Genomic DNA, 21,331 nt, shown 5'->3' with positions numbered 1-21,331 from the left:
GACGAGGAGGCCGAGGGCGAGCGCCGCGCCGCGCTGGCCGGCCCGCGGGCGACCGCCCGGGTGCTCGCCTGGTTGCCGCTGCTCGGGCTGCTGCTCGGCGGGCTGCTCGGCGCGGATCCCGTCGGAGTCGTCCTGTCCGGCGGACCGGGGACGGCGGCGGCGGTCCTCGGCGGCGGGCTGCTCCTGCTCGGCCGATGGTGGACCGCCGCTCTGCTGCGCAGGGCCGCCCGCCCGTGACCCCGGTCGCGCTCGCGGTCGTGATCACCCTGTCGATCGGCGCGGCGACCGGCCCGTGGTCGTGGGGCAGCCGTTCGCCTGCGGAGCGCCGAGCGTCGACGGCCCGCGTTCCGCACCGTTCGCGGGTGGCCGGAGGCGCGGCTGTGGACGCCGTCCTGCTCCTCGACCTGCTGGACGTGGCTGTCGCGGCGGGGGCGTCGGTGCCTCGGGCGTTGTCGGCCGTCGGCACGGCCGTCGGGGGCGATCAAGGAGCGGCCTTGGCCCGGGGCGGTACGGCGCTCCTCCTCGGTGCGCCCTGGCAGTCGGCGTGGGCGGGCACCGCGACCCCGCTGGCCGAGGTCGTTCGTGTGCTCGAGGCCAGCTGGACCACGGGCTCGGCGCCCGGACCGGCGTTGCGCGCACGAGCGGAGCAGCTGCGGCGGGACCGGCGTACCCGAGCCCGGACCGCCGCCGGCGCGCTCGGGGTGCACCTTGTCCTCCCGCTCGGGCTCTGCTTCCTGCCCGCATTCGTGCTTCTCGGCCTGGTGCCGATGGTGCTCAGCCTGGCGGGCGACCTGCTCGGTTGATCCGACCGCGGCTCGTGCCCGCGTGGCGGGTCGCGCGGGCCGCTGCGGGCCGTCCCTCGACCGCGAGCCGTCCACAGCCCGCGAGTCCGAGGCGGCGCCCACCGATCCACGACCGGGCCTCTGGAGGACCCGGACGGCAGCCGACGCTGGTGCGGCGCCGGACCTTCACGGCGCTCGACGAGAGGAGAGGTCATGACGATCGAGACGACCGGGGCGCGTGTCTCCCAGCCGGAGGACGAGGCCGCGGCGATGAACGGGGGCGGCGCAGTGGTGGCGGTTCCCGACTTCGGGCGCTCCCCGTCGCGGCGTCGGGCGGTCCTGCCGCAGCGCGTGGCCGCATGGCACGCCCGCGGTCGGCACGTCCGCAAGGAGCTGGCCGAGGCCGGGATGGCGACCGCCGAGTACGCGATCGCGACCCTGGCCGCGGTGGGCTTCGCGGGCCTGCTCGTGGTGATCCTCAAGGGGAACGAGGTGAAGGGGCTGCTGTCGCGGATCATCCGGCAGGCGCTGTCGCTGTGAGTGCCGCGCGGCGGGGGGACCGGGGGAGCGTCACCGCCGAGCTGGCGGTCGGGCTGCCGGCGGTCGCGCTGTTCCTCGTCGCGCTGCTCACGATCGCCTCGGCGGCCGTGGCGCAGACCAGGTGCACCGACGCGGCGCGAGCCGGAGCGCGGGCCGCGGCACTGGGGGAGCCGGACGGGACCGTGACCGCGACGGCCCGCCGGGTAGGCGGGCAGGAGGCCACGGTCGCCGTGAGCCGTGCGAGCGGATGGGTCACGGTGGATGTCTCGGATGCCGTCGGCTCGTGGCGGGGATCGCCCCTGCGCGCCGACGCGTCGGCGGTCGCCCGGGTCGAGCCGTGACCGGCGGCGGGGCGTCCGACCGTGGCTCCGGCACCGTGCTCCTGCTCGCGCTGGTGGCGGTGTCCGGGGTCGTCGCGGCGCTGCTCGGGCTGCTCGCTTCGGCTCAGCTCGCGCGCGGACGGGCGCAGACGGCCGCCGACCTCGGCGCGCTCGCCGGGGCCGCCGAGATCCTCGCCGGGACCGGTGCGGACCCGTGCGCCACGGCCGGCGAGGTGGTCCACCGCAACGGCGGCCGCGTCACCGAGTGCGTGGACGAGGGCGCCGGCGTGCTGCGCGTGCGGGTGGTCGTGCGCGCGGCGGCCGGGGACGCGACGGCAGCGGCGCGCGCGGGGCCGTCGTCGGCCAGGTCACGGTCGAACCGGGGAGCGCCGGCGGCCCGGTCACGGTCGGGGCGCGTGGGCCAGAACGGCGTCCAGGAGGCGGATCGCCGCGGCCTTCTCCAGCGGGTTGTTGGCGTTGCCGCACTTGGGCGACTGGACGCACGCCGGGCAGCCGGAGAAGCAGCGGCAGGCGGCGATGGCGTCGCGGGTGGCCCGCAGCCAGGTAGCCCCGAGCGTGAACCCGCGCTCCGCGAAGCCTGCGCCGCCGGGGTAGGCGTCGTGCACGAACACGGTGGCCTGCTCGGTGTCGACGTGCAGCGCGGTGGACAGGCCGCCGAGGTCCCAGCGGTCGCACGTCGCCAGCAGGGGAAGGAGGCCGATCGATGCGTGCTCCGCGGCGTGCAGGGCGCCGGGCGCGGTCTCGACGGTGACGCCGGCCGCCAGGAGCACCTCGGCAGGCGCGGTCCACCAGACGGCCGTCGTGCGCAGCGTGCGAGCGGGCAGGTCGAGCTCCTCGCTGCCGAGCACCTGCAGGTCGGGGATGCGTTTGCGCTGGTAGCCGAGGACCTTCGTCGTCACGTCGACCGAGCCGAACCCCCAGGTCACCGGACCCCACGGGACCTCGGCGTCCACGGACTGGATCTCGGTCGTGGTGACCCAGCGCGCCCATGTGCCGTAGTCGACGTCGCGCCGCGTGACCAGGGCGACGCCGTCCTCGAGGCGCAGCTCGTCGACGACGAAGGTGGCGCCCTGGTGCACGTAGACGGCCCCGTCGTGGACGGTCGAGTCCGCCGACCCGGCGTCCACGGTGCCGAGCAGCCGACCGGTGACGGACTCGACCACGCGCACCGGATCGCCCCCGGACCCGCGCAGGTTGGTGAGGCGGCTGGCCGACTCGTTGTGCGTCCAGTACCAGCCGGAGGGTCGTCGCCGCAGGGTGCCGCGCTCGACCAGCTCGCCCAGCAGCTCGGCGGTGCGGGGGCCGAACAGGTCGAGCTCGTCGGCACGCAACGGCTGCTCCGCCGCGGCGGCGCACAGGTGCGGCGCCAGGACGTAGGGGTTGGTGGTGTCGAAGACGGTCGCCTCGACGGGGGTGTCGAAGATCGCCTCGGCGTGGTGGACCAGGAAGGTGTCGAGCGGGTCCTCGCGCGCGACGAGAACGACGAGCCCGTCGGTGCCGGCGCGCCCGGCGCGGCCGGCCTGCTGCCAGAGCGACACCCGGGTGCCGGGCCAGCCGGCGATGAGCACCGCGTCGAGGCCCGAGATGTCGACGCCGAGCTCGAGGGCGTTCGTCGTCGCGAGCGCGCGCAGGGAGCCGGACCGGATCGCGGCCTCGAGCGCGCGACGCTCCTCGGGGAGGTACCCGCCGCGGTACGCCGACACGGACCGCGCCAGGGTCGGGTCGATCTCCTCCAGGTGCGCGCGCGTGGTGGCCGCGACCGACTCGGCTCCGCGGCGCGACCGCGTGAACGCGAGGCTGCGGGCGCCGGCGGCGGTGAGGTCGGCCAGGAGGTCGGCGATCTCGGCGGTCGCGGTCCGGCGGGGGTGGTCGGCGGGCTCGGCGACGACGCGCTCGCCGGTGCCGAGCGGACCGGAGCCCTCGGTCGGGGGGAACACCTCGGCGAGCAGGTCGGCCAGGACGACGGGGTCGTCGGTCGCCGAGACGGCCCTTGCTGGCGCCACGTCCGACGCGGACGTCGACCCGGGGTGGGCCGCGTCCGCGGCCGCCAACGCCCGAACCGCGGCGGAGCCATCGGAACGGTCGTCCGCGGACCGGTCGGTGCGGGCGAGGGGAGCACCCCAGATGTCGTCGGGACCCGGCGGGCTGAGGTCGTCCAGCCCACGGGTCACGTGCGCCGGCAGGGCGAGCGGCGTGGCCCAGGGATCGTCGGCGGGCAGGAGGGACGACCACGGCGCGTCGGTGCCGGGCAGCTCGGGCGGCTGCCAGAGGACGAACGTCTTGCGGCCGGCCGGGGAGGCGTCGGCGGTGACCGCCGTGACCTCGGACGGGTCGACACCGATCAACCGTGCGGCGCTCGCTGCGGGGTCGGAGGTCGTCGCGGAGGCCATGACGAATGTCGGCGACGCTCCGTAGGACGCGGCGAGCCGTCGCAGACGCCGCAGGACGAGTCCGACGTGCGCGCCGAAGACCCCGCGGAACGCGTGGCACTCGTCGACCACCACGTACCGGAGCGAGCCGAGGAGCCGGGCCCATCGCCGGTGCTGGGGGAGCAGGGCGAAGTGCAGGAAGTCGGGGTTGGTGAGCACGACGTCCGCGTACTCCTGCACCCAGCGGCGCTCGTCGAGCGAGGTGTCGCCGTCGCAGGTGGCCACCCGCACGTCGCGGGTGCGGCCGGCGACCAGGAGTCGGTCCAGGGCGGCGAGCTGGTCGGCCGCGAGCGCCTTGGTCGGGCAGAGGTAGAGCGTGGTGGCCCGGCGGCTGACGGTCTCGATGCGGCCCGGGTCGAGGAGAGCACCCGCCGCTGCCGCGCGGGTGGTCGACAGCGCAGGCAGCCAGAACGCGAGCGACTTGCCGGAGCCCGTCGAGGTGGCCAGGACGGTGTGCCGGCCGGACCATGCGGCGTCTGCCGCCTCGACCTGGTGCAACCAGGGCCGGTCGACGCCGAGAGCGCGGTACCCGTGCACCAGGTCGGGGTCGGCCCACGCGGGCCAGTCCGCCTGCGTGCCGGGCCGGGCCGGGACGTGCCGGATGTGGGTGGCCCGGTCGGTCCGTCGTCCGGCGGCGAGCAGCACGTCGAGCAGCTCACCGGTGTCGACCACGCCGCCATCCTCGCACCGGGCAGGGACGCGGTTGCCCGGCACTTCGGAGACGCAGAGGGAGAGCGCGACACACAGGTGGCAGGCGCGGGCTGCGGTAGGCGAGGCAGGATCGGGGCATGGCTCAGCGCATCGACCTCAACTGCGACCTCGGCGAGGAGCTCGACGCGTGGGTGGCGGGCGTCGACGGCCTCGACGCGCAGCTGCTCGACGTGGTGAGCAGCGCCAACGTCGCCTGCGGGTTTCACGCGGGCGACGCGCGCATCATGGCGGCGGTCTGCCGGGCCGCGGCGGAGCGCGGGGTGGCGATCGGCGCCCACGTGTCCTACCTCGACCGGGAGCACTTCGGCCGACGGTTCCTCGACGTGCCGGCGGACGTGCTCCGCGATCAGGTGGCGCAGCAGATCGCGGCGTTGCGGGAGATCGCGCTCCGCGAAGGGACGCGGGTGGCCTACGTGAAGCCGCACGGCGCCCTCTACAACGCGGTCGTCCACCACGACGCGCAGGCCCAGGCGGTGGTCGATGCGATCGATCACCTGCCGGTGGTCGGGCTGCCCGGTTCCGCGGTGCTCGCCGCAGCGACGGCGAAGGGGCTGCGCGCGGTCAGGGAGGCGTTCGCCGACCGCGGGTACCGGCCCGACGGCACGCTGGTGCCGCGCTCCGAGCCCGGGGCGCTCGTGACGTCCGCCGAACAGGTGGCGGCGAGGGTCGTGCGGATCGCGGTCGAGGGCGTGGTCCGCGCGGTCGACGGCACGGACGTGCGGGTGGCCGCCGAGTCGGTGTGCGTGCACTCCGACACCCCCGGTGCCGCGGCGCTCGCGGTCGCCGTGCGTGCGGCGCTCACCGGGGCCGGGGTGCACGTCGCCCCGTTCGCGGGGACGGCGTGAGGAGCCGACGGACGGGGTCGCGGTCACGGTCCCCGAGGGCGAGGAAGATCGACGCATGACCGACGACCTGCGGGTGCTGCCCTACGGGGACGACGCCGTGCTGGTCGAGCTGCCCGGCCTGGCCGAGGTCCGCGCGCTCGACGACGCGGTCCGGGTTGCGCGCGGATCGGACCCGGACGCGGCGACGATCGTCGACCAGGTGCCCGCTGCGCGCACCCTGCTGCTGCGGGTGCGCGACGGCGCGGACGCCGGCGACCTCCCGGTCGGGCGCTGGTGGGCGGCGCGGACCGAGGGTCCGCGGGCCGACGGCGGACCGGAGGTCGTCCTGGACGTCGACTACGACGGCCCCGACCTCGCCGACGTCGCAGGCCTGACGGGGCTCACCGAGGGCGAGGTCGTCGAACGGCACACGGCAGCGCGCTACACCGTCGCGTTCGGCGGATTCATGCCCGGCTTCGCGTACCTCACGGGGCTGGACCCGGCGCTGCGCGTGCCGCGGCTCGACCGGCCGCGCGAGCGCGTGCCGTTGGGCTCGGTGGCGATCGCCGACGAGTTCAGCGCGGTCTACCCCGCGGCGACCCCGGGCGGCTGGCGCCTGCTGGGCCGGTGCGGGGCCGCGCTGTTCGACGTGGACCGCATTCCGCCGGCGCTGCTGCAGCCCGGCACCCGCGTGCGGTTCGTGGCCCGATGACGGGCGCGATCGAGGTCGTCGAACCCGGCCTCCTCACCCTCGTCCAGGACCTCGGGCGGCCCGGGTGGGCCCACATCGGCGTGGGGCGCTCCGGGGCGGCCGACGCCGGCGCGCTGCGCCTGGCCAACCGGCTCGTCGCCAACGACGAGGGCGCCGCCGGCCTCGAGGTCCTGGTCGGCGGCCTTCGCGTGCGCGCTCGCGGCGACCTGACGGTGGCGCTCACGGGAGCGCGCGGCCCGGCGTGGCTGGACCACCGACCGGTGGGGCACGAGGCGGTGCTCGAGCTGCCGGCGGGCGCGGAGCTGAGGCTCGGGACGGTCGCGGTCGGCGTGCGGACCTACGTGGCCGTGCGCGGGGGCGTCGACGTGCCGGCCATGCTCGGCTCGCGGAGCACCGACCAGCTGGCCGGCCTGGGGCCCGACCCGCTCGCCGCGGGCGACGTCCTGCCGATCGGTCCGGCTCCCGACCGCTGGCCGCTGGTCGACGTCGCGCCCGTCCGCGCGTGGCCGGACCGGTTCGAGCTGCCCGTGGTCCCCGGACCGCACGCGGACTGGTTCGACGACGCCGTGGCGCGGCTGGTGCGGGAGGCCTACCGCGTGACACCCGCGACCAACCGGGTCGCCGTGCGCCTGGCGGGCCCGGCGATCCCGCGCACGCCCGAGCGAGCGGGCCGCGAGCTTCCCTCGGAAGGCCTGGTCGTCGGGGCCGTGCAGGTGCCGCCGGACGGGCAGCCCGTCGTGTTCTCCGTCGACCACCCGGTGACCGGCGGCTACCCGGTCGCCGCGGTGGTGCGCCGGCACGCGCTCGGCCTCCTGGGGCAGCTGCGCCCGGGCGACCCGGTGCGGTTCGTGCGGGGCTGACCTGGAGCGACACGCCGCGGATGTCGAGCGGTGACAGGACGTAGGTCCCCCCGACGAGGGCGAACCCCGGCATAGAACTGGCGCACCCGGTCCCCGACGACGAGGAGTGTCAGACATGTCCGAGCGAGTGGTCGTCGAGGTGGGTTCGTCGATCGACGAGTACCTCGACCGCAGCGACTGGCGCGTGTCCGCCAACGCCAACCAGGGCTACTCGCTGGGCGGTCTGATCCTGCAGACCAGCGGCAAGGTCGTCGCCAACTACTGGCTCAGCCACGTGTACCCGCCCGAGATCGGCCGTGCGCACCGCGACGGCGACCTGCACATCCACGACCTCGACATGCTCTCCGGGTACTGCGCCGGCTGGTCCCTGCGGACACTGCTCGCCGAGGGCCTGAACGGCGTGCCCGGCAAGGTCGACGCGCGCCCGCCGCGGCACTTCAGCTCCGCGATCGGACAGATCGTGAACTTCCTGGGCACCATGCAGAACGAGTGGGCCGGCGCGCAGGCGTTCAGCTCGTTCGACACCTACATGGCGCCGTACGTGCGGCTCGACGGACTGACCTACGCGCAGGTGCTGCAGGGCGTCCAGGAGCTCGTCTACAACCTCAACGTGCCGTCCCGGTGGGGCACCCAGACGCCGTTCACCAACCTCACGTTCGACTGGACGTGCCCGGACGACCTGCGCGACGAGGTCCCCCTCGTCGCCGGCGAGCCGTGCGAGTTCACCTACGGCGAGCTGCAGCGCGAGATGGACCTGATCAACCGCGCGTACATCGAGGTCATGACCGACGGCGACGCCTCGGGCCGGGTGTTCACGTTCCCGATCCCGACGTACAACGTCACCAAGGACTTCGACTGGTACTCCGAGAACGCCGACCGCCTGTTCGCGATGACCGCCAAGTACGGCCTGCCGTACTTCCAGAACTTCCTCAACTCCGAGCTCAACCCCGGCGACGTCCGGTCGATGTGCTGCCGCCTGCAGCTGGACCTGCGCGAGCTGCTCAAGCGGGGCAACGGGCTGTTCGGGTCGTCGGAGCAGACGGGTTCCATCGGCGTCGTGACCATCAACTGCGCCCGCCTCGGGTACCTCTACGACGACGAGCAGACGCTGCTCACGGAGATGGACCGCCTGATCGACCTGGCGTGCACGTCGCTGGAGCTCAAGCGGACGCTCATCCAGCGGCTCATCGACGACGGGCTGTTCCCGTACACCCGGCGCTACCTCGGCACGCTCGAAAACCACTTCTCGACCATCGGGGTCAACGGCCTGCACGAGATGGTCCGCAACCTCACCGGCGACCGGTACGGCCTCGTCGACCACCGCGGCCACGCCCTCGTCGTGCGCGTCCTCGACCACGTGCGCGCCCGGATGGTGGAGCTGCAGGAGGCGACGGGCCACCTGTACAACCTGGAGGCCACGCCTGCCGAGGGCGCGACGTACCGGTTCGCCAAGGAGGACCTGCGCCGGTTCCCCGACATCCTGCAGGCCGGCACGCCGGACCACCCGTACTACACCAACTCCTCGCAGCTCCCGGTCGGGTACACCGACGACCCGTTCGAGGCGCTGAGCCGCCAGGACGAGCTGCAGACCAAGTACACGGGCGGCACGGTCCTGCACCTGTACATGGCCGAGCGACTGTCCAGCCCCGACGCGTGCCGGACGCTGGTCCGCCGCGCGCTGTCGAGCTTCCGGCTGCCGTACCTCACCGTCACGCCGACGTTCTCGATCTGCCCGAGCCACGGCTACCTGGCCGGCGAGCACCCCACGTGCCCCACGTGCGCCGAGGCGTGCGAGGTGTGGACGCGGGTGATGGGGTACCACCGGCCGGTGAGCTCGTTCAACGTGGGCAAGCAGGGCGAGCACATCGAGCGGGTGCCCTTCCGGGAGCGCGCGGCCGCGCTGGTATGAGCGACCTGGCGATCGCCGGCCTGGTCCCGCTGTCGTCGTGCGACTGGCCGGGCCGCCTCGTCGCGACGGTCTTCCTGCAGGGCTGCCCGTGGCGGTGCACGTACTGCCACAACGCGGCGATCCTCGACCCGCGCTTGCCGGGGAGCGTGCCCTGGGCGGAGGTCGTCGACCTGCTCGGACGGCGGCACGGGCTGCTCGACGGGCTCGTGTTCTCGGGCGGGGAGCCGACGAGGCAGGCCGGGCTGGTCGACGCAGCGCGCGAGGTCCGGGCGGCGGGGTTCGGGGTCGGGCTGCACACGGCGGGCGCCTACCCGCGCCAGCTGGCCGCCGTGCTCCCGCACGTCGACTGGGTGGGGCTCGACATCAAGGCGCCCGCGGGGCTCTACCGCGCGATCACCCGGGTCGGGGGGCCGACGACGAGCGCCGACGCGGCGTTCGCCTCGCTCCGGCTCGTGCTGGACGCGGGAGTCGCGGTGCAGGTCCGCACGACCGTCGACCCGACCGTGCTCGGCGCCGCCGACGTCGCGGCGCTGGGGTCGGTCCTGGCCGACCTGGGCGTCCGGGACCACGTCCTGCAGGAGGTCCGGCCGGACGGCACCACGGACGAGTACCGAGCAGCCCTGGGCAACTCACAGCGGTTGCTGGGGTAACACGTCTTCGTCGTGGGCCCCCACTCTGTTATGAATGGCCCAGAGGGGAGCCGACCGTGGTGGATGTGCGTGTGACCAGCCGGGACGTCGGTCCTCGGACGGTCGTCGACGTCGAGGGCGAGATCGACGTGTCGTCCGCCGACGCCCTGCGCGACCACCTGGCGGAGCTCCTCGACCGCGACCGCACGGACCTCGTCATCGACCTGCGCGCGGTCACGTTCATGGACTCGACCGGCCTCGGCGTGCTCGTCGGCACCCTGAAGAAGGTCCGGATCGCCGGCGGACAGCTGCAGCTGGTGATCGACTCCGAGAAGCTGCTCAAGGTCTTCCGCATCACCGCGCTGCTGCAGGTGTTCACCGTGCACGAGACGGTCGAGGCCGCACTCAGCGCCTGAGGCCTGGTGGTCGGTCGGCAGTCGTTCGTGGGCAGACGGGTGACTTCCCGGTGTCGCCTCAGGACCCGCAGGACGCGCGCCTGGATCTCGCTCTCCCTGGTCACCCGTTCCCACTCGTCACGTCACCCCCCAGGCGCCGGTCAGATCGGAACCGTCGGGCAACATGATCGACGCGTCGTGGTGCGATCTACGTCACATCTGCTGGCTAGACTCACCGGGTCGCGCAGCAACGGGGCTGCGGGGCAAGCGTGGTCAGGGGGCCTCGCTGATGTCCGAGGAGGATGCATGGTCGAGCTCGGGTCAACGAGCATCACGATCGTCAGTGTCATCGCGGCCGTTGCGGTCGCGTCCCTGCTCATCGCTGTCGTCCTGCGCCGCCAGGTGCTCGCGGCCGGTGAAGGGACCGAGTCCATGCGCGAGATCGCGCGCGCGGTCCAGGAAGGGGCAGCGGCGTACCTGAGCCGCCAGTTCCGCACCCTGGCCCTCTTCGCGGTCGTCGTCTGCGCCCTGCTGTTCCTGCTGCCGGGCGACAGCGGCGTCAAGGTCGGTCGGTCGATCTTCTTCCTGATCGGCGCCGGGTTCTCCGCGGCGATCGGGTACCTGGGCATGTGGTTGGCCACGCGGGCCAACGTCCGGGTGGCGGCCGCCGCGTCCGAGAAGGGTGGGCGTGCAGAAGGCGCGCGCATCGCGTTCCGGACCGGCGGGTTCGTGGGCATGAGCGTCGTGGGCCTCGGCCTGCTCGGCGCCGCGTCCGTGGTTCTCATCTACAAGGCCGAGGCGCCGGCGGTGCTCGAGGGCTTCGGCTTCGGTGCGGCGCTGCTCGCCATGTTCATGCGCGTCGGCGGCGGCATCTTCACCAAGGCCGCCGACGTGGGCGCCGACCTCGTCGGCAAGGTCGAGCAGGGCATCCCGGAGGACGACCCGCGCAACGCGGCCACGATCGCGGACAACGTCGGCGACAACGTGGGCGACTGCGCCGGCATGGCCGCCGACCTGTTCGAGTCCTACGCGGTGACGCTCGTCGCGGCACTCATCCTGGGCAAGGCGGCGTTCGGCGAGCAGGGACTCGTGTTCCCGCTGATCGTCACGGCTATGGGCGCGCTCGTCGCGGTGCTCGGCGTGTTCATCACGCGGGTGCGCGGCGCGGAGAGCGGCCTCGCGGCCATCAACCGCGGCTTCTACATCTCGGCTCTGGTGGGCGTCGGCCTGTCGGCGATCGCGGCGTTCGTCTACCTGCCGTCGACCTTCGCGGACTTCACGGGCGGCACCGCCGGCCTGGAGACGCACGCCGGCGACCCGCGCCTCATCGCATCCGTGGCCGTGGCTATCGGCGTCGTCCTCGCCGGGATCATCCTCTGGGTCACCGGGTACTTCACGGGGACGACGAGCAAGCCGACGCTCCATGTCGCGCGCACCACCCTCACCGGCGCGGCGACCGTGGTCCTGTCGGGCATCGGGGTCGGCTTCGAGTCCGCCGTCTACACCGCGGGCATCATCGCCGCGGCGATCTGCGGCGTGTTCCTGCTGGCCGGCGGCTCGGTGGCGCTGTCCCTGTTCCTCATCGCGCTGGCGGGCTGCGGCCTGCTCACCACGGTCGGCGTCATCGTCGCCATGGACACGTTCGGGCCGGTGAGCGACAACGCACAGGGCATCGCCGAGATGTCGGGCGACGTGACGCCCGAGGGCGCGCAGATCCTCACGGACCTGGACGCCGTCGGCAACACCACGAAGGCCGTCACCAAGGGCATCGCGATCGCGACGGCCGTCCTCGCGGCGACCGCGCTGTTCGGGTCGTACGCGGAGGCGGTCGCCCGGGCGCTGGCCACCGCGGGCGACGTGACGGGCGACATCACCGCCTCGATGCTCAACTACAGCATCATCAGCCCGGTCACCTTGGTCGGCGTGATCCTCGGCGGCGCGACCGTCTTCCTCTTCTCGGGCCTGGCCATCGACGCCGTGACCCGCGCAGCCGGAGCCATCGTGTTCGAGGTCCGTCGCCAGTTCCGCGAGCACCCCGGGATCATGACGTACGAGGAGCGGCCGGAGTACGGCAAGGTCGTCGACATCTGCACCCGTGACTCCCTGCGGGAGCTGGCCACACCCGGCCTGCTCGCGGCGTTCGCGCCGATCGCCGTCGGCTTCGGCCTCGGCGTCGGCCCGCTCGCCGGGTTCCTCGGCGGGGCCATCGCGACCGGCGTGCTCATGGCGGTGTTCCTGGCCAACTCGGGCGGTGCCTGGGACAACGCGAAGAAGATCGTCGAGGACGGCAACTTCGGTGGCAAGGGGTCCGACGCCCACGCGGCGGCGGTCATCGGCGACACCGTGGGCGACCCGTTCAAGGACACCGCCGGACCGGCCATCAACCCGCTGATCAAGGTGATGAACCTGGTCTCGCTGCTCATCGCGCCGGCCGTCGTGGCCGTCTCGGTGGGGACCGACGCCAACACCACGGTCCGAGTCACCATCGCCGTCGTCGCCGCGCTCATCGCGGGCGGCGCCGTCGTGATGTCGCGGTTTCGTGCGGCGCGAGCCGACCAGTCTGACCTGACCCGCGAGGCCGAGAAGGCGCTCGCACGCTGACGTTCCTCGACGATGCCCCCGGCCACGGCCGGGGGCATCGTCGTCTGTCACGCCGGGCAACGGGGGTGCGCGCCACTGCTCCCTGTGGTGTGGTCGAACCGGTGTGTCGTAACCCCGAGGAGGACTGATGCCCCACGCACTGGTGCTCGCCGGCCACGGCCGGTACGAGGACCCGTGGCACGACGCCGCGGCGATCTCCCACCGCGTGGCGTCGCTGCTCGCCGACGACGGCATCGACGCCACGATCCGCGGCACGATGCCGTCCGCGCTCGGTGATGTCGACCCCGACCTGGTCATCGTGGCCTCGGGTCGCGGGCGGCCCGACGTGGAGTTCGACGGGTCCGACGAGGACTGGGCGCCGTTCCATGCCCGGCTCGACGAGCTCGTCGCCTCCGGGGTCCCCGTGCTCGGGCTGCACCAGGCGACGAACACGTTCCTCGACTCGCCCACCTGGGGTTCCGTGCTGGGCGGCCGGTGGGTCGAGGGGACGTCGTGGCACCCCCCGCACGGGCAGGCCGCGTTCAGGGTGGTCTCCGCCGGGCACCCCATCACGGCCGGGCTGAGCTTCGTCGAGGCCGCCGACGAGCGGTACCTCTCGCTCGCCGTCTCGCCGGACGTGCACGTGCTCGTCGTTGCCGACCAGGAGGGCGCCGCGCACCCGGTCGTCTGGGTCGCGCCTGGCCCCGCTCGGGTGGTCTACGACGCGCTGGGGCACGACGTCCGTTCCTACGACTCGCCGTCCCGCGTCGACCTGTTCCGCCGCGAGGTCCGGTGGCTGCTGGGCCACGAGTGATCCTCGGCCGCAGCGTCCGCACTCGAGCAGGTCAGAGCCGCCACGGGTGCGGACCTCACGCGAGGATGTGCCGGTGACCATCAGCACCCCCCGCCTCCGGGTCATGACCTACAACATCAAGGGTCTGCACCTGTCCCGGCCCGACGTCGTCGCGGTGGTGCGTGCCGCGGCGCCCGACGTGCTCGCCGTGCAGGAGCCGCCTCGCGGCGTGCTCGGACGGTGGCGGCTGKCCCGGTTCGGGCGCGCCGCCGGCCTGCGCGCGGTCGTCAACGGCCGCGGTGCGCGGACCACCGCCCTGCTGGTCGCGCCGGGCCGGCAGGTGTCCGACGCCCGTGCGCTGCGGCTGTCCTGGCGGCCCGGGACCACCCGCCGCGGCGTCTCGGTGGCGACCGTTGACGGCATCCGGTTCGTGGTCGTCCACCTCTCGCTGGTCCGCGACGAGCGCGCCGAGCACCTCTCCGACGTGCTGCGGGACCACGTCCCGACCGCACGGACCGTCGTCCTCGGCGACCTCAACGAGCTCCCCGACGGGCCGGCCTGGGCGCGGCTCACCGGCGTGCTCGTCGACACCGCCCCGACCGGCGGCCCCACGTTCCCCGCGGTCGAGCCGCACCAGCGCATCGACGCGATCCTGGTCACGCCGGATCTCACCTTCTCGGCTCCGCGGGTCCTGGAAGGCCCCGAGGTCCTCGTCGCCAGCGACCACCGCCCCCTCGTCGTCGACCTGACCCCCTGACGTAGCCGCAGCGTCCGCACATTCGAGCGTCCCGACAACCGAATGTGCGGACGTTGCGAAGTCTTGTGCCGGACGTCCGCACGATCGAGCGTCCCGACGACCGAACGCGCGGACGTTGCCGTGGGTGGTGGGGCCGGGGAAGGGATGATGGCTGCGTGGCTCATGACTCCGCGCCCGGCGCGCCCCAGCCCGATGCGGCGCTCGTCGCGRCGCTCCGCGACGACCTGACGAGGAGCGGGTACGGCGTCGCCGGCGTCGAGGAGGTGCTCGGGGCGGTCGCCGCGGACGCGCTGCACCGCGAGGAGCCCGTGCCGGCGCTGCGCGCGACCGCGGCGGCTGCCGACGACGTCGTCGCGGGACTGATCCGCACGTTCCTGCTGGGGGAGACGACCCCGCGCGCGGCGCTCGAGCGCGCGCTGCCGACGCTCACGGTGGCCGGCGCCGCACGGCTGGGCCTGGTCGAGGTCGACGGCGACGAGGTGCGCGCCCGCGTGGACCTGCGCCCCTACACGGCGGTCGACGGCGGGGGCGAGGTCGACTGGTGGATCGCGTCCGACCTGGGCGAGCTGGCCACCGGGACCGCGCTGCGGACCGACCACGTGCTCGGCGTCGGCGGGGCGTCCACCACGTTGGCGCAGGTCACGGTCCGCGACGAGCGGGACCACGTGCTCGATCTGGGCACCGGCTGCGGGATCCAGGCGCTGCACGCCTCGCGGCACTCGCGGCGGGTGGTCGGCACCGACATCTCGCGGCGGGCGCTCGGGTTCGCGCGGTTCAACGCGGAGCTCGCCGGCCTGGACGGGTTCCGGCTCGAGCTGCGCGAGGGGTCGATGCTGGAGCCGGTCGCGCAGGAGCGGTTCGACCTCGTGGTCAGCAACCCGCCGTTCGTCATCACGCCGCGCACGCCGGGCATGCCGTCATACGAGTACCGCGACGGCGGGCGCTCCGGGGACGCGATCGTGCAGGAGCTGATCGAGGGCGTCGCGGCGGTGCTGGCGCCGGGCGGCGTCGCGCAGCTGCTGGGCAACTGGGAGGTGCGGCGCGGCGAGGAGTGGCACGAGCGGGTGGGCTCGTGGCTCGACGCGAGCGGGCTGGACGGCTGGGTGGTCCAGCGCGAGCTGCAGGACCCCGCGCAGTACGCCGAGACGTGGATCCGCGACGGCGGGACTACCCCCGACCGGGACCGGGCGGCCTGGGCCGAGCGGTACGGGCAGTGGCTCGACGACTTCGCGTCGCGGGACGTCGAGGGGATCGGGTTCGGCTTCGTGACCCTGCGCAAGCCCCTCGGTGAGCCGTCGCTGCGGCGGCTCGAGGAGGTCACCAGCACCGTCCGCCAGCCGCTCGGGCCCGCGATCGCGGCGTCGCTCGCCGCCCACGACTGGCTCTCGATGTCCGACGACGACCTCGCAGGTCAGCGCCTCGTCGTCGCACCGGACGTCACCGAGGAGCGGTACCTGACGCCCGGTGACCCGGACCCGCAGGTCGTGCTGCTGCGCCAGGGCGGCGGCTTCGGTCGCGCGGTCCAGGCAGGCACGGCGCTGGCGGGCTTCGTCGGCGTCTGCGACGGCGAGCTGACTGTCGGCCAGATCGTCAACGCCCTGGGTGCCCTGCTGGAGGTCGGCGCCGACGCGGTCGCGGCCGACGTCCTCCCGTCGGCCCGCGGCCTGATCCGCGACGGCCTCCTGCTCCCCGCGGACTAGCACCGCAGCAACGTCCGAGCAGATGCAGGTCAGGACACACATCTGCTGGGACGTTGGGTGTGCAGGGCGCTGGGGCTCGGGTGGTGCGGCGGGAAGGAGAGGTTCTGCGCGCCGCACACGGCACGCGATGGGTCGCTCAGGGCGTCGCGAAGTAGGCGGCGAAGCGGTGCGCGACGGCGGTGTCGCCGCCCGTCGTCGCCTCGCCGGCGTCGACGAGCTCCGCCAGGGTGCGGCCGCCCGACACGAGCGCGTCGAGGTGGCGGGGCGTCGTCTCGATGACGGCGTCGGCGTGCTCGACCGCGCCACGCGCGATGTCGATGCGGCCGTCGTGCAGCCGGGCCGTGAAGTCGTAGTCGCCCAGGCGCAGCAGATAGGAGGCGGGCGGTTCGGTGTGCACCAGCTGCGACTCGAGCGACAGGATCACGGAGTCGACGCCGATGTGCGCGTCGCGCGGGAGCGTGGGGGAGCGGACGCCCCAGCGGCCGAGCGCGAGGACGACGGGTTCCAGCTCGCGGCCACGCGGCGTCAGCTCGTAGACCGCCGAGCCGGCTGGCGGCGGCAGCGTCGCGCGCGCGACGACGTCCACGGCCTCGAGCTCTCGCAGCCGCTGGCTGAGGATGTTCGCGCTGATGCCGGGCAGCCCGGCGCGCAGGTCGGTGAACCGCTTGGGGCCGAGGAGCAGCTCCCGGACCACGAGGAGGGCCCACCGCTCCCCGACGAGGTCGAGCGCATGGGCGATCCMGCAGCCGTCGTCGTACGAGCGTGTCATTGCTCCATACTAGATGGTTATAACTACTAACTAGTCGGTAGTACGGTGCAACATGCACAAGAACTGGGTTCTGGCACTGCTCGGCACCGCGTTCTTCGTGGTGGTCCTGGACAGCACGATCGTCTACGTCGCCCTCCCGGACATCCAAGCGGGGCTCGGCTTCACTCTCGACGGCGTGCAGTGGGTGCTCAGCGCCTACCTGGTCACGTTCGGCGGGCTGCTGCTCTTCGGGGGTCGGCTGGCGGACCTGCTGGGCCGACGGCGGGTGTTCCTCGCGGGCATCGCGGTGTTCACGGTCGCGTCCTTGGCGTGCGGGCTCGCCGACGGTCCGGCCGTGCTCGTCGGCGCCCGTGTGGTCCAGGGGGTCGGCGCCGCGGTCATGGCGCCGACGGCCCTGTCGCTGGTGCTGACGACGTTCGCGCCCGGTCCCGAGCGCCACCGCGCCCTCGGGATCTGGGGCGGTATCGGCGGGGTCGGCGGCACCGCCGGGCTGCTGCTGGGCGGGCCGATCACGAGCCTGTGGGGCTGGCCGTGGATCTTCTTCGTCAACGTGCCCGTCGGGGCGGCGCTGCTCGTGCTCGCGCGGGTGCTGCTGCCGGAGAGCCGGGACGCGGCCCTGCCGCGGACCTTCGACGTCGCGGGAGCGGTCGCCGTCACGGCGTCGCTGGTGCTGCTCGTGCTCGGGATAAGCGAGCCGTCCCGGACCGCCCTGGCGGGGTCGGCCGTGCTGATGGTCGCGTTCATGCTGGTCGAGCGCCGGTCGTCGGCCCCGCTCGTCCCGCCGCGCGTGGTCCGGTCGCGGCAGCTCGTCGGCGGCAACGTGCTGTTGCTGGTGGCCGGGATGTGCGTCGACGGGGTGCTGCTGGTGCTCACGCTGCACGCGCAGCGGGTGCTCGGGATGTCCCCGGTGCAGTTCGGGATCGCCACCGCCGCCATGACGGGCATGTCCGTGGTCGGCTCGTTCGCCGGGCAGGCGGTCGTGACGCGCCAGGGTGTGGGCCCGGTCGCCGCGGCGGGGATGCTGCTCCTGGCCGTCGGCAGCCTTGTGCTCGCGGCCGTGGCCGTCCCGCTGGTGGTCGGGCTCCTCGCGTTCGGCGCGGGGCTCGGCGCGGCCTTCGTCGGCGCCCAGATCGCTGCCGTGTCCGGTGCTCCCGACGCCGACTCTGGTGTCGCCGCCGGCATCGCGGACACGTCGTTCGCGGTCGGCGGAGCGCTGGGCGTCGCGCTGCTGTCGACGCTCGCCGACACCAGGACGGCACTGCTCGTCGCCGCGGCGCTGGCCGTCGCCGGACTGGCTTCCATAGTCGTCGTCCGCTCGGGTCGCCCGGGGGCTGCCGCGATCGCGGGCTCGTGACTCACAGGTGGACCACAGGCCGGTGCTAAGCCCGGCCCAGTGCGCATTCCTACGTTCGGCCCAGGTCAGACGACCGGGTCGACGTGAGGGAGAACATGCAGCACGTGTGGAGGCGGACGACGCCGCTGACGAGGACGGTCTCCGCCGTGGTCCTCGTCGGCCTCGTCGCCGCGGCAATCTGGTGGTTCGGGATCAGGGACGCGTCGGCGGCGTCGTCGGCGCCCGTGACGCGGACCGTGGCGGCGAGCCTGACGACGATGCAGAAGTCGGTCGGCGGCAGCGGAACGCTGACCCCGTCGGTGCGGCAGGACGTGAGCTTCGACGTCAGCGGCACCGTCACCGCGGTGCCGGTGGCGGTCGGGCAGACCGTGACGGCCGGGCAGACGCTCGCGACGGTGGACACCCTGCAGCTCAACGCCGACCTGCTGGAGGCCAAGGCCACGCTGGCCAGCGCGCAGGCCAAGCTGTCGGACGCGACGGGCACCGCGCAGATCGCGGCCGCGCAGGCACAGGTCGACGTGGCCCGGTCCGGGGTCGACGCCGCGCAGACCGCGATGGACGGCGCGACGTTGACCGCGCCTGTCGCCGGCCTGCTCACCGCGGTCGACCTCGAGGTCGGTGACGCCGTCAGCGGCGGCAGCAGCACCGGCCCGAGCACCGGTGGCGGCACGGACACGACGACTGCGCAGTTCACCATCGTCGGCACCGACGCGTGGGAGGTCGACGTCACGGTGAGCGACGCGGACGTCGCGCTCATCGCGGTCGGCGACCAGGCCGAGGTCACCCTCGACGGCGCTACCGACACCGTGTTCGGCACCATCAGCGAGATCGGCCTGCTCTCCACCAGCGACTCCGGCGTCGCGGCCTACCCCGTGACCGTCGCGGTCACCGGCGACCAGGAGGGCCTGCACGACGGCGTCTCCGCGGACGTCGAGCTGGTCTACGAGCGCCGCACCGACGTCCTCACCGTGCCGAGCCTCGCGGTCACCACCGCGACGGACGGCACCGCGACCGTCACGCAGGTGGACGCGGACGGGAAGGCCGTCGAGGTCACCGTCACCACGGGGGAGACGTCGGGCAACCTCACCGAGATCACCGACGGCCTGGCCGAGGGCGACGAGGTCGTGCTCGCGACGTTCACGCCGGGCTCGGGCGGCACCGGCCGGCAGAACCAGGACCAGCAGCAGGGCGGGCCGTTCCCCGAGGGCGCGTTCCCGGGCGGCCCCGGCGGACCGCAGGTCCAGCAGGGCGGCCAGACGAATGGCTGAGCTGACGCTGCCGTACGCCGAGGCGGCGCCCGAGTCGAGCAGGACCGACCCGGTCATCGACCTGGTCGGCGTCCGCAAGACGTACACCTCGGGCAGCATCGAGTTCGAGGCGCTGCGCGGCATCGACCTGCGGATCGAGCAGGGTGAGTACGTGGCGGTCATGGGGCCGTCTGGGTCGGGCAAGTCGACCCTGATGAACATCCTCGGCTGCCTGGACACGCTCTCCAGCGGCACCTACCACCTGGCCGGCGAGGACGTGGGGGAGCTCGACGAGATCGACCTCGCGGACATCCGCAACCGTCAGATCGGCTTCGTGTTCCAGCAGTTCAACCTGCTGCCCTCGCTGTCCGCGTGGCGCAACGTCGAGCTGCCGCTGGTCTACGGCCGCGTGCCCGCGGCGTCCCGCAAGGTGCGTGCGGCGGCCGCTCTCGAGCGCGTCGGCCTCGGCGACCGGCTCGACAACCGCCCGGGCGAGCTGTCCGGCGGCCAGCAGCAGCGCGTCGCGGTCGCCCGCGCGCTCGTCGGTGAACCCGCCCTGCTCCTGGCCGACGAGCCGACGGGCAACCTCGACTCGACGTCCACGAGCGACGTCCTGGAGCTCTTCGACGAGCTGCACGCGCAGGGCCGCACGATCGTCCTCATCACGCACGAGGCCGACGTGGCCGAGCGCGCGCAGCGGGTGGTCCGCGTCCACGACGGGCTCATCGTCGGGGGTGTCGCATGACCTGGACCGAGACCCTGCGCACGGGCTGGTCGGCGGTGACGTCGCACGCGATGCGGTCGATCCTCACCGTGCTGGGCATCCTCATCGGCATCGCCGCGGTCATCCTCACGGTCGGGCTCGGGCTCGGCACGCAGAAGGACGTCAGCGAGCAGATCAGTCAGCTGGGCAGCAACCTGCTCATCGTCAAGCCGGGCAGCAGCACCAGCTCCGAGGGCGTGCGCGGGGGCTTCGGCTCGCGCACCACGCTGACCACGGCCGACGCCGCGGCCCTCGCCTCGTCGGTCAACGCGCCCGACATCGGCAAGGTCGCCGCCGAGAAGACGACGTCGACCTCGCTCGAGGCCAACGACACCAACTGGACCACCAGCGTCACCGGCACCAGTGCGGACTGGCTCGACGTCCGCGGCCGTACGCTCGCCACCGGCGCGTTCTTCACGGCCGACGACGATCGTGATCGCGCAGCCGTGGTCGTGCTCGGACCCGAGACCGCGGAGGAGCTGTTCGGCTCGACGCGGGTGGTCGGCCAGACGGTCACCGTCGGCGACACCGACCTGCGGGTCGTCGGCGTGCTGGCGGCACAGGGCGCCAGCGGCGACAGCGACCTCGACGACGTCGCGGTCATCCCGATGTCGACGGCCGCGGACACGCTCGTCGGCGGCCAGGACCGCAACGCCGTGTCGACGATCTACGTGCAGGCGGCCTCGACCGACCAGCTCAACGCCGCGTACCAGGAGGCCGAGGCGCTGCTGCTCAACCTGCACGGCATCACCGACGCCGACAACATCGACTTCACCATCAACAGCCAGGACGCCCTGGTGTCGACGGCGACCGCGGTCTACAAGACGCTGACGGTCCTGCTCACCGGCATCGCGGCCCTGTCCCTGCTGGTCGGGGGCATCGGGGTCATGAACATCATGCTCGTCTCCGTCACGGAGCGGACGCGCGAGATCGGGCTGCGCAAGGCGCTCGGCGCCCCGCCGTGGGCCATCCGCCGGCAGTTCCTGGTCGAGGCCACGGTGCTCGGCCTGGCCGGCGGCGTGCTCGGCGCGGCGCTCGGGATCGTCGCCGCCCAGGTCCTGCCCGGCCTGCTCGGCTCGTCGGTCGTCGTGTCCGGCGCCGCGGTCGCGGGCTCCGTCGTGATCGCGATGGGCATCGGCCTGGTCTTCGGCGTCTACCCGGCCACGCGCGCCGCGCGCCTGGCCCCCATCGACGCGCTGCGCGCGGAGTAAACCTCTCTCAGCAAGGAGTCTTCCC

19 protein-coding genes and 2 pseudogenes are annotated in these 21,331 nt (G+C 73.7%); 19 read left to right on the top strand and 2 right to left on the bottom strand.

Annotation, left to right across the window (positions count from 1 at the left end; translation table 11 throughout):
• The 5 genes and pseudogenes from ACXJKA_RS18065 to ACXJKA_RS18045 all read left to right on the top strand — a co-directional run.
• Positions 1-237, top strand: a pseudogene (locus tag ACXJKA_RS18065) (type II secretion system F family protein); the annotation flags it as partial.
• 125 nt (positions 238-362) lie between these two features.
• Complete coding sequence (locus ACXJKA_RS18060) at positions 363-803, top strand: type II secretion system F family protein (protein WP_456826579.1); 441 nt, start codon at positions 363-365, stop codon at positions 801-803.
• Between the two features lie 192 nt (positions 804-995).
• Complete coding sequence (locus ACXJKA_RS18055) at positions 996-1,322, top strand: DUF4244 domain-containing protein (protein ID WP_456826578.1); 327 nt, start codon at positions 996-998, stop codon at positions 1,320-1,322.
• Positions 1,319-1,663: a TadE family type IV pilus minor pilin gene (locus ACXJKA_RS18050; protein ID WP_456826577.1), complete on the top strand. Its 345-nt coding sequence runs from the start codon at positions 1,319-1,321 to the stop codon at positions 1,661-1,663. Before ACXJKA_RS18055 ends, ACXJKA_RS18050 begins: the two co-directional genes overlap by 4 nt.
• Positions 1,570-1,986: pseudogene (locus tag ACXJKA_RS18045) on the top strand (Rv3654c family TadE-like protein); the annotation flags it as partial. The gene ACXJKA_RS18050 and the pseudogene ACXJKA_RS18045, both read left to right, overlap by 94 nt.
• A gap of 57 nt (positions 1,987-2,043) precedes the next feature.
• Here the strand turns inward: ACXJKA_RS18045 and ACXJKA_RS18040 are convergent.
• Positions 2,044-4,764: a DEAD/DEAH box helicase gene (locus tag ACXJKA_RS18040; protein WP_456826576.1), complete on the bottom strand. Its 2,721-nt coding sequence runs from the start codon at positions 4,762-4,764 to the stop codon at positions 2,044-2,046.
• Positions 4,765-4,880: 116 nt separating this feature from the next.
• On the opposite strand from ACXJKA_RS18040, the gene ACXJKA_RS18035 reads away from it, so the two are divergent.
• The 10 genes from ACXJKA_RS18035 to ACXJKA_RS17990 all read left to right on the top strand — a co-directional run bounded on the left by ACXJKA_RS18035 (position 4,881) and on the right by ACXJKA_RS17990 (position 15,962).
• Complete coding sequence (locus ACXJKA_RS18035) at positions 4,881-5,648, top strand: LamB/YcsF family protein (protein WP_456826575.1); 768 nt, start codon at positions 4,881-4,883, stop codon at positions 5,646-5,648.
• A 55-nt stretch (positions 5,649-5,703) separates the two neighbouring features.
• Entirely contained in the window at positions 5,704-6,339 is a 636-nt protein-coding gene (locus ACXJKA_RS18030) for a 5-oxoprolinase subunit B family protein (RefSeq protein WP_456826574.1), read from the top strand.
• Entirely contained in the window at positions 6,336-7,199 is an 864-nt protein-coding gene (locus ACXJKA_RS18025) for a 5-oxoprolinase subunit C family protein (RefSeq protein ID WP_456826573.1), read from the top strand. Before ACXJKA_RS18030 ends, ACXJKA_RS18025 begins: the two co-directional genes overlap by 4 nt.
• Positions 7,200-7,314: 115 nt before the next feature.
• On the top strand, positions 7,315-9,108 hold the full coding sequence (locus ACXJKA_RS18020; protein WP_456826572.1) for a ribonucleoside triphosphate reductase: 1,794 nt from the start codon (positions 7,315-7,317) through the stop codon (positions 9,106-9,108).
• Complete coding sequence (locus ACXJKA_RS18015) at positions 9,105-9,758, top strand: anaerobic ribonucleoside-triphosphate reductase activating protein (RefSeq protein WP_456826571.1); 654 nt, start codon at positions 9,105-9,107, stop codon at positions 9,756-9,758. Before ACXJKA_RS18020 ends, ACXJKA_RS18015 begins: the two co-directional genes overlap by 4 nt.
• Before the next feature lie 56 nt (positions 9,759-9,814).
• A complete protein-coding gene (locus tag ACXJKA_RS18010; protein ID WP_456826570.1) occupies positions 9,815-10,153 on the top strand; it encodes an STAS domain-containing protein in 339 nt (112 codons plus the stop codon).
• Positions 10,154-10,438: 285 nt separating this feature from the next.
• Positions 10,439-12,733, top strand: coding sequence for a sodium-translocating pyrophosphatase (locus ACXJKA_RS18005; RefSeq protein WP_456826569.1), 2,295 nt, complete (start codon positions 10,439-10,441; stop codon positions 12,731-12,733).
• Positions 12,734-12,860: 127 nt separating this feature from the next.
• Positions 12,861-13,526, top strand: a complete 666-nt coding sequence (locus tag ACXJKA_RS18000) for a ThuA domain-containing protein (protein ID WP_456826568.1) — start codon at positions 12,861-12,863, stop codon at positions 13,524-13,526.
• Between the two features lie 73 nt (positions 13,527-13,599).
• Complete coding sequence (locus tag ACXJKA_RS17995) at positions 13,600-14,262, top strand: endonuclease/exonuclease/phosphatase family protein (RefSeq protein WP_456826567.1); 663 nt, start codon at positions 13,600-13,602, stop codon at positions 14,260-14,262.
• Between the two features lie 155 nt (positions 14,263-14,417).
• On the top strand, positions 14,418-15,962 hold the full coding sequence (locus ACXJKA_RS17990) for a DUF7059 domain-containing protein (protein WP_456826566.1): 1,545 nt from the start codon (positions 14,418-14,420) through the stop codon (positions 15,960-15,962).
• Between the two features lie 136 nt (positions 15,963-16,098).
• Here ACXJKA_RS17990 and ACXJKA_RS17985 read toward each other — a convergent pair whose 3' ends face one another.
• A complete protein-coding gene (locus tag ACXJKA_RS17985; RefSeq protein WP_456826565.1) occupies positions 16,099-16,731 on the bottom strand; it encodes a winged helix-turn-helix transcriptional regulator in 633 nt (210 codons plus the stop codon).
• A gap of 52 nt (positions 16,732-16,783) precedes the next feature.
• Between ACXJKA_RS17985 and ACXJKA_RS17980 the strand changes: the two genes are divergently transcribed.
• From ACXJKA_RS17980 to ACXJKA_RS17965, 4 genes are all read left to right on the top strand, one after another.
• Positions 16,784-18,085, top strand: a complete 1,302-nt coding sequence (locus ACXJKA_RS17980; protein WP_456826564.1) for an MFS transporter — start codon at positions 16,784-16,786, stop codon at positions 18,083-18,085.
• Between the two features lie 83 nt (positions 18,086-18,168).
• Positions 18,169-19,353 carry an efflux RND transporter periplasmic adaptor subunit gene (locus ACXJKA_RS17975; protein WP_456826563.1) on the top strand — a complete coding sequence of 395 codons (1,185 nt, stop codon included), beginning with the start codon at positions 18,169-18,171 and terminating at the stop codon, positions 19,351-19,353.
• Positions 19,346-20,077 carry an ABC transporter ATP-binding protein gene (locus tag ACXJKA_RS17970; protein WP_456826562.1) on the top strand — a complete coding sequence of 244 codons (732 nt, stop codon included), beginning with the start codon at positions 19,346-19,348 and terminating at the stop codon, positions 20,075-20,077. The genes ACXJKA_RS17975 and ACXJKA_RS17970 overlap by 8 nt, the downstream gene beginning before the upstream one ends.
• Positions 20,074-21,306 carry an ABC transporter permease gene (locus tag ACXJKA_RS17965; protein ID WP_456826561.1) on the top strand — a complete coding sequence of 411 codons (1,233 nt, stop codon included), beginning with the start codon at positions 20,074-20,076 and terminating at the stop codon, positions 21,304-21,306. The genes ACXJKA_RS17970 and ACXJKA_RS17965 overlap by 4 nt, the downstream gene beginning before the upstream one ends.
• Positions 21,307-21,331: the final 25 nt, after the last annotated feature.

The organism is Cellulomonas sp. P5_E12 (assembly GCF_054049315.1).
The sequence above is the reverse complement of the archived record's forward strand: the minus strand, read 5'-3'. Positions and strand labels throughout refer to the sequence as shown.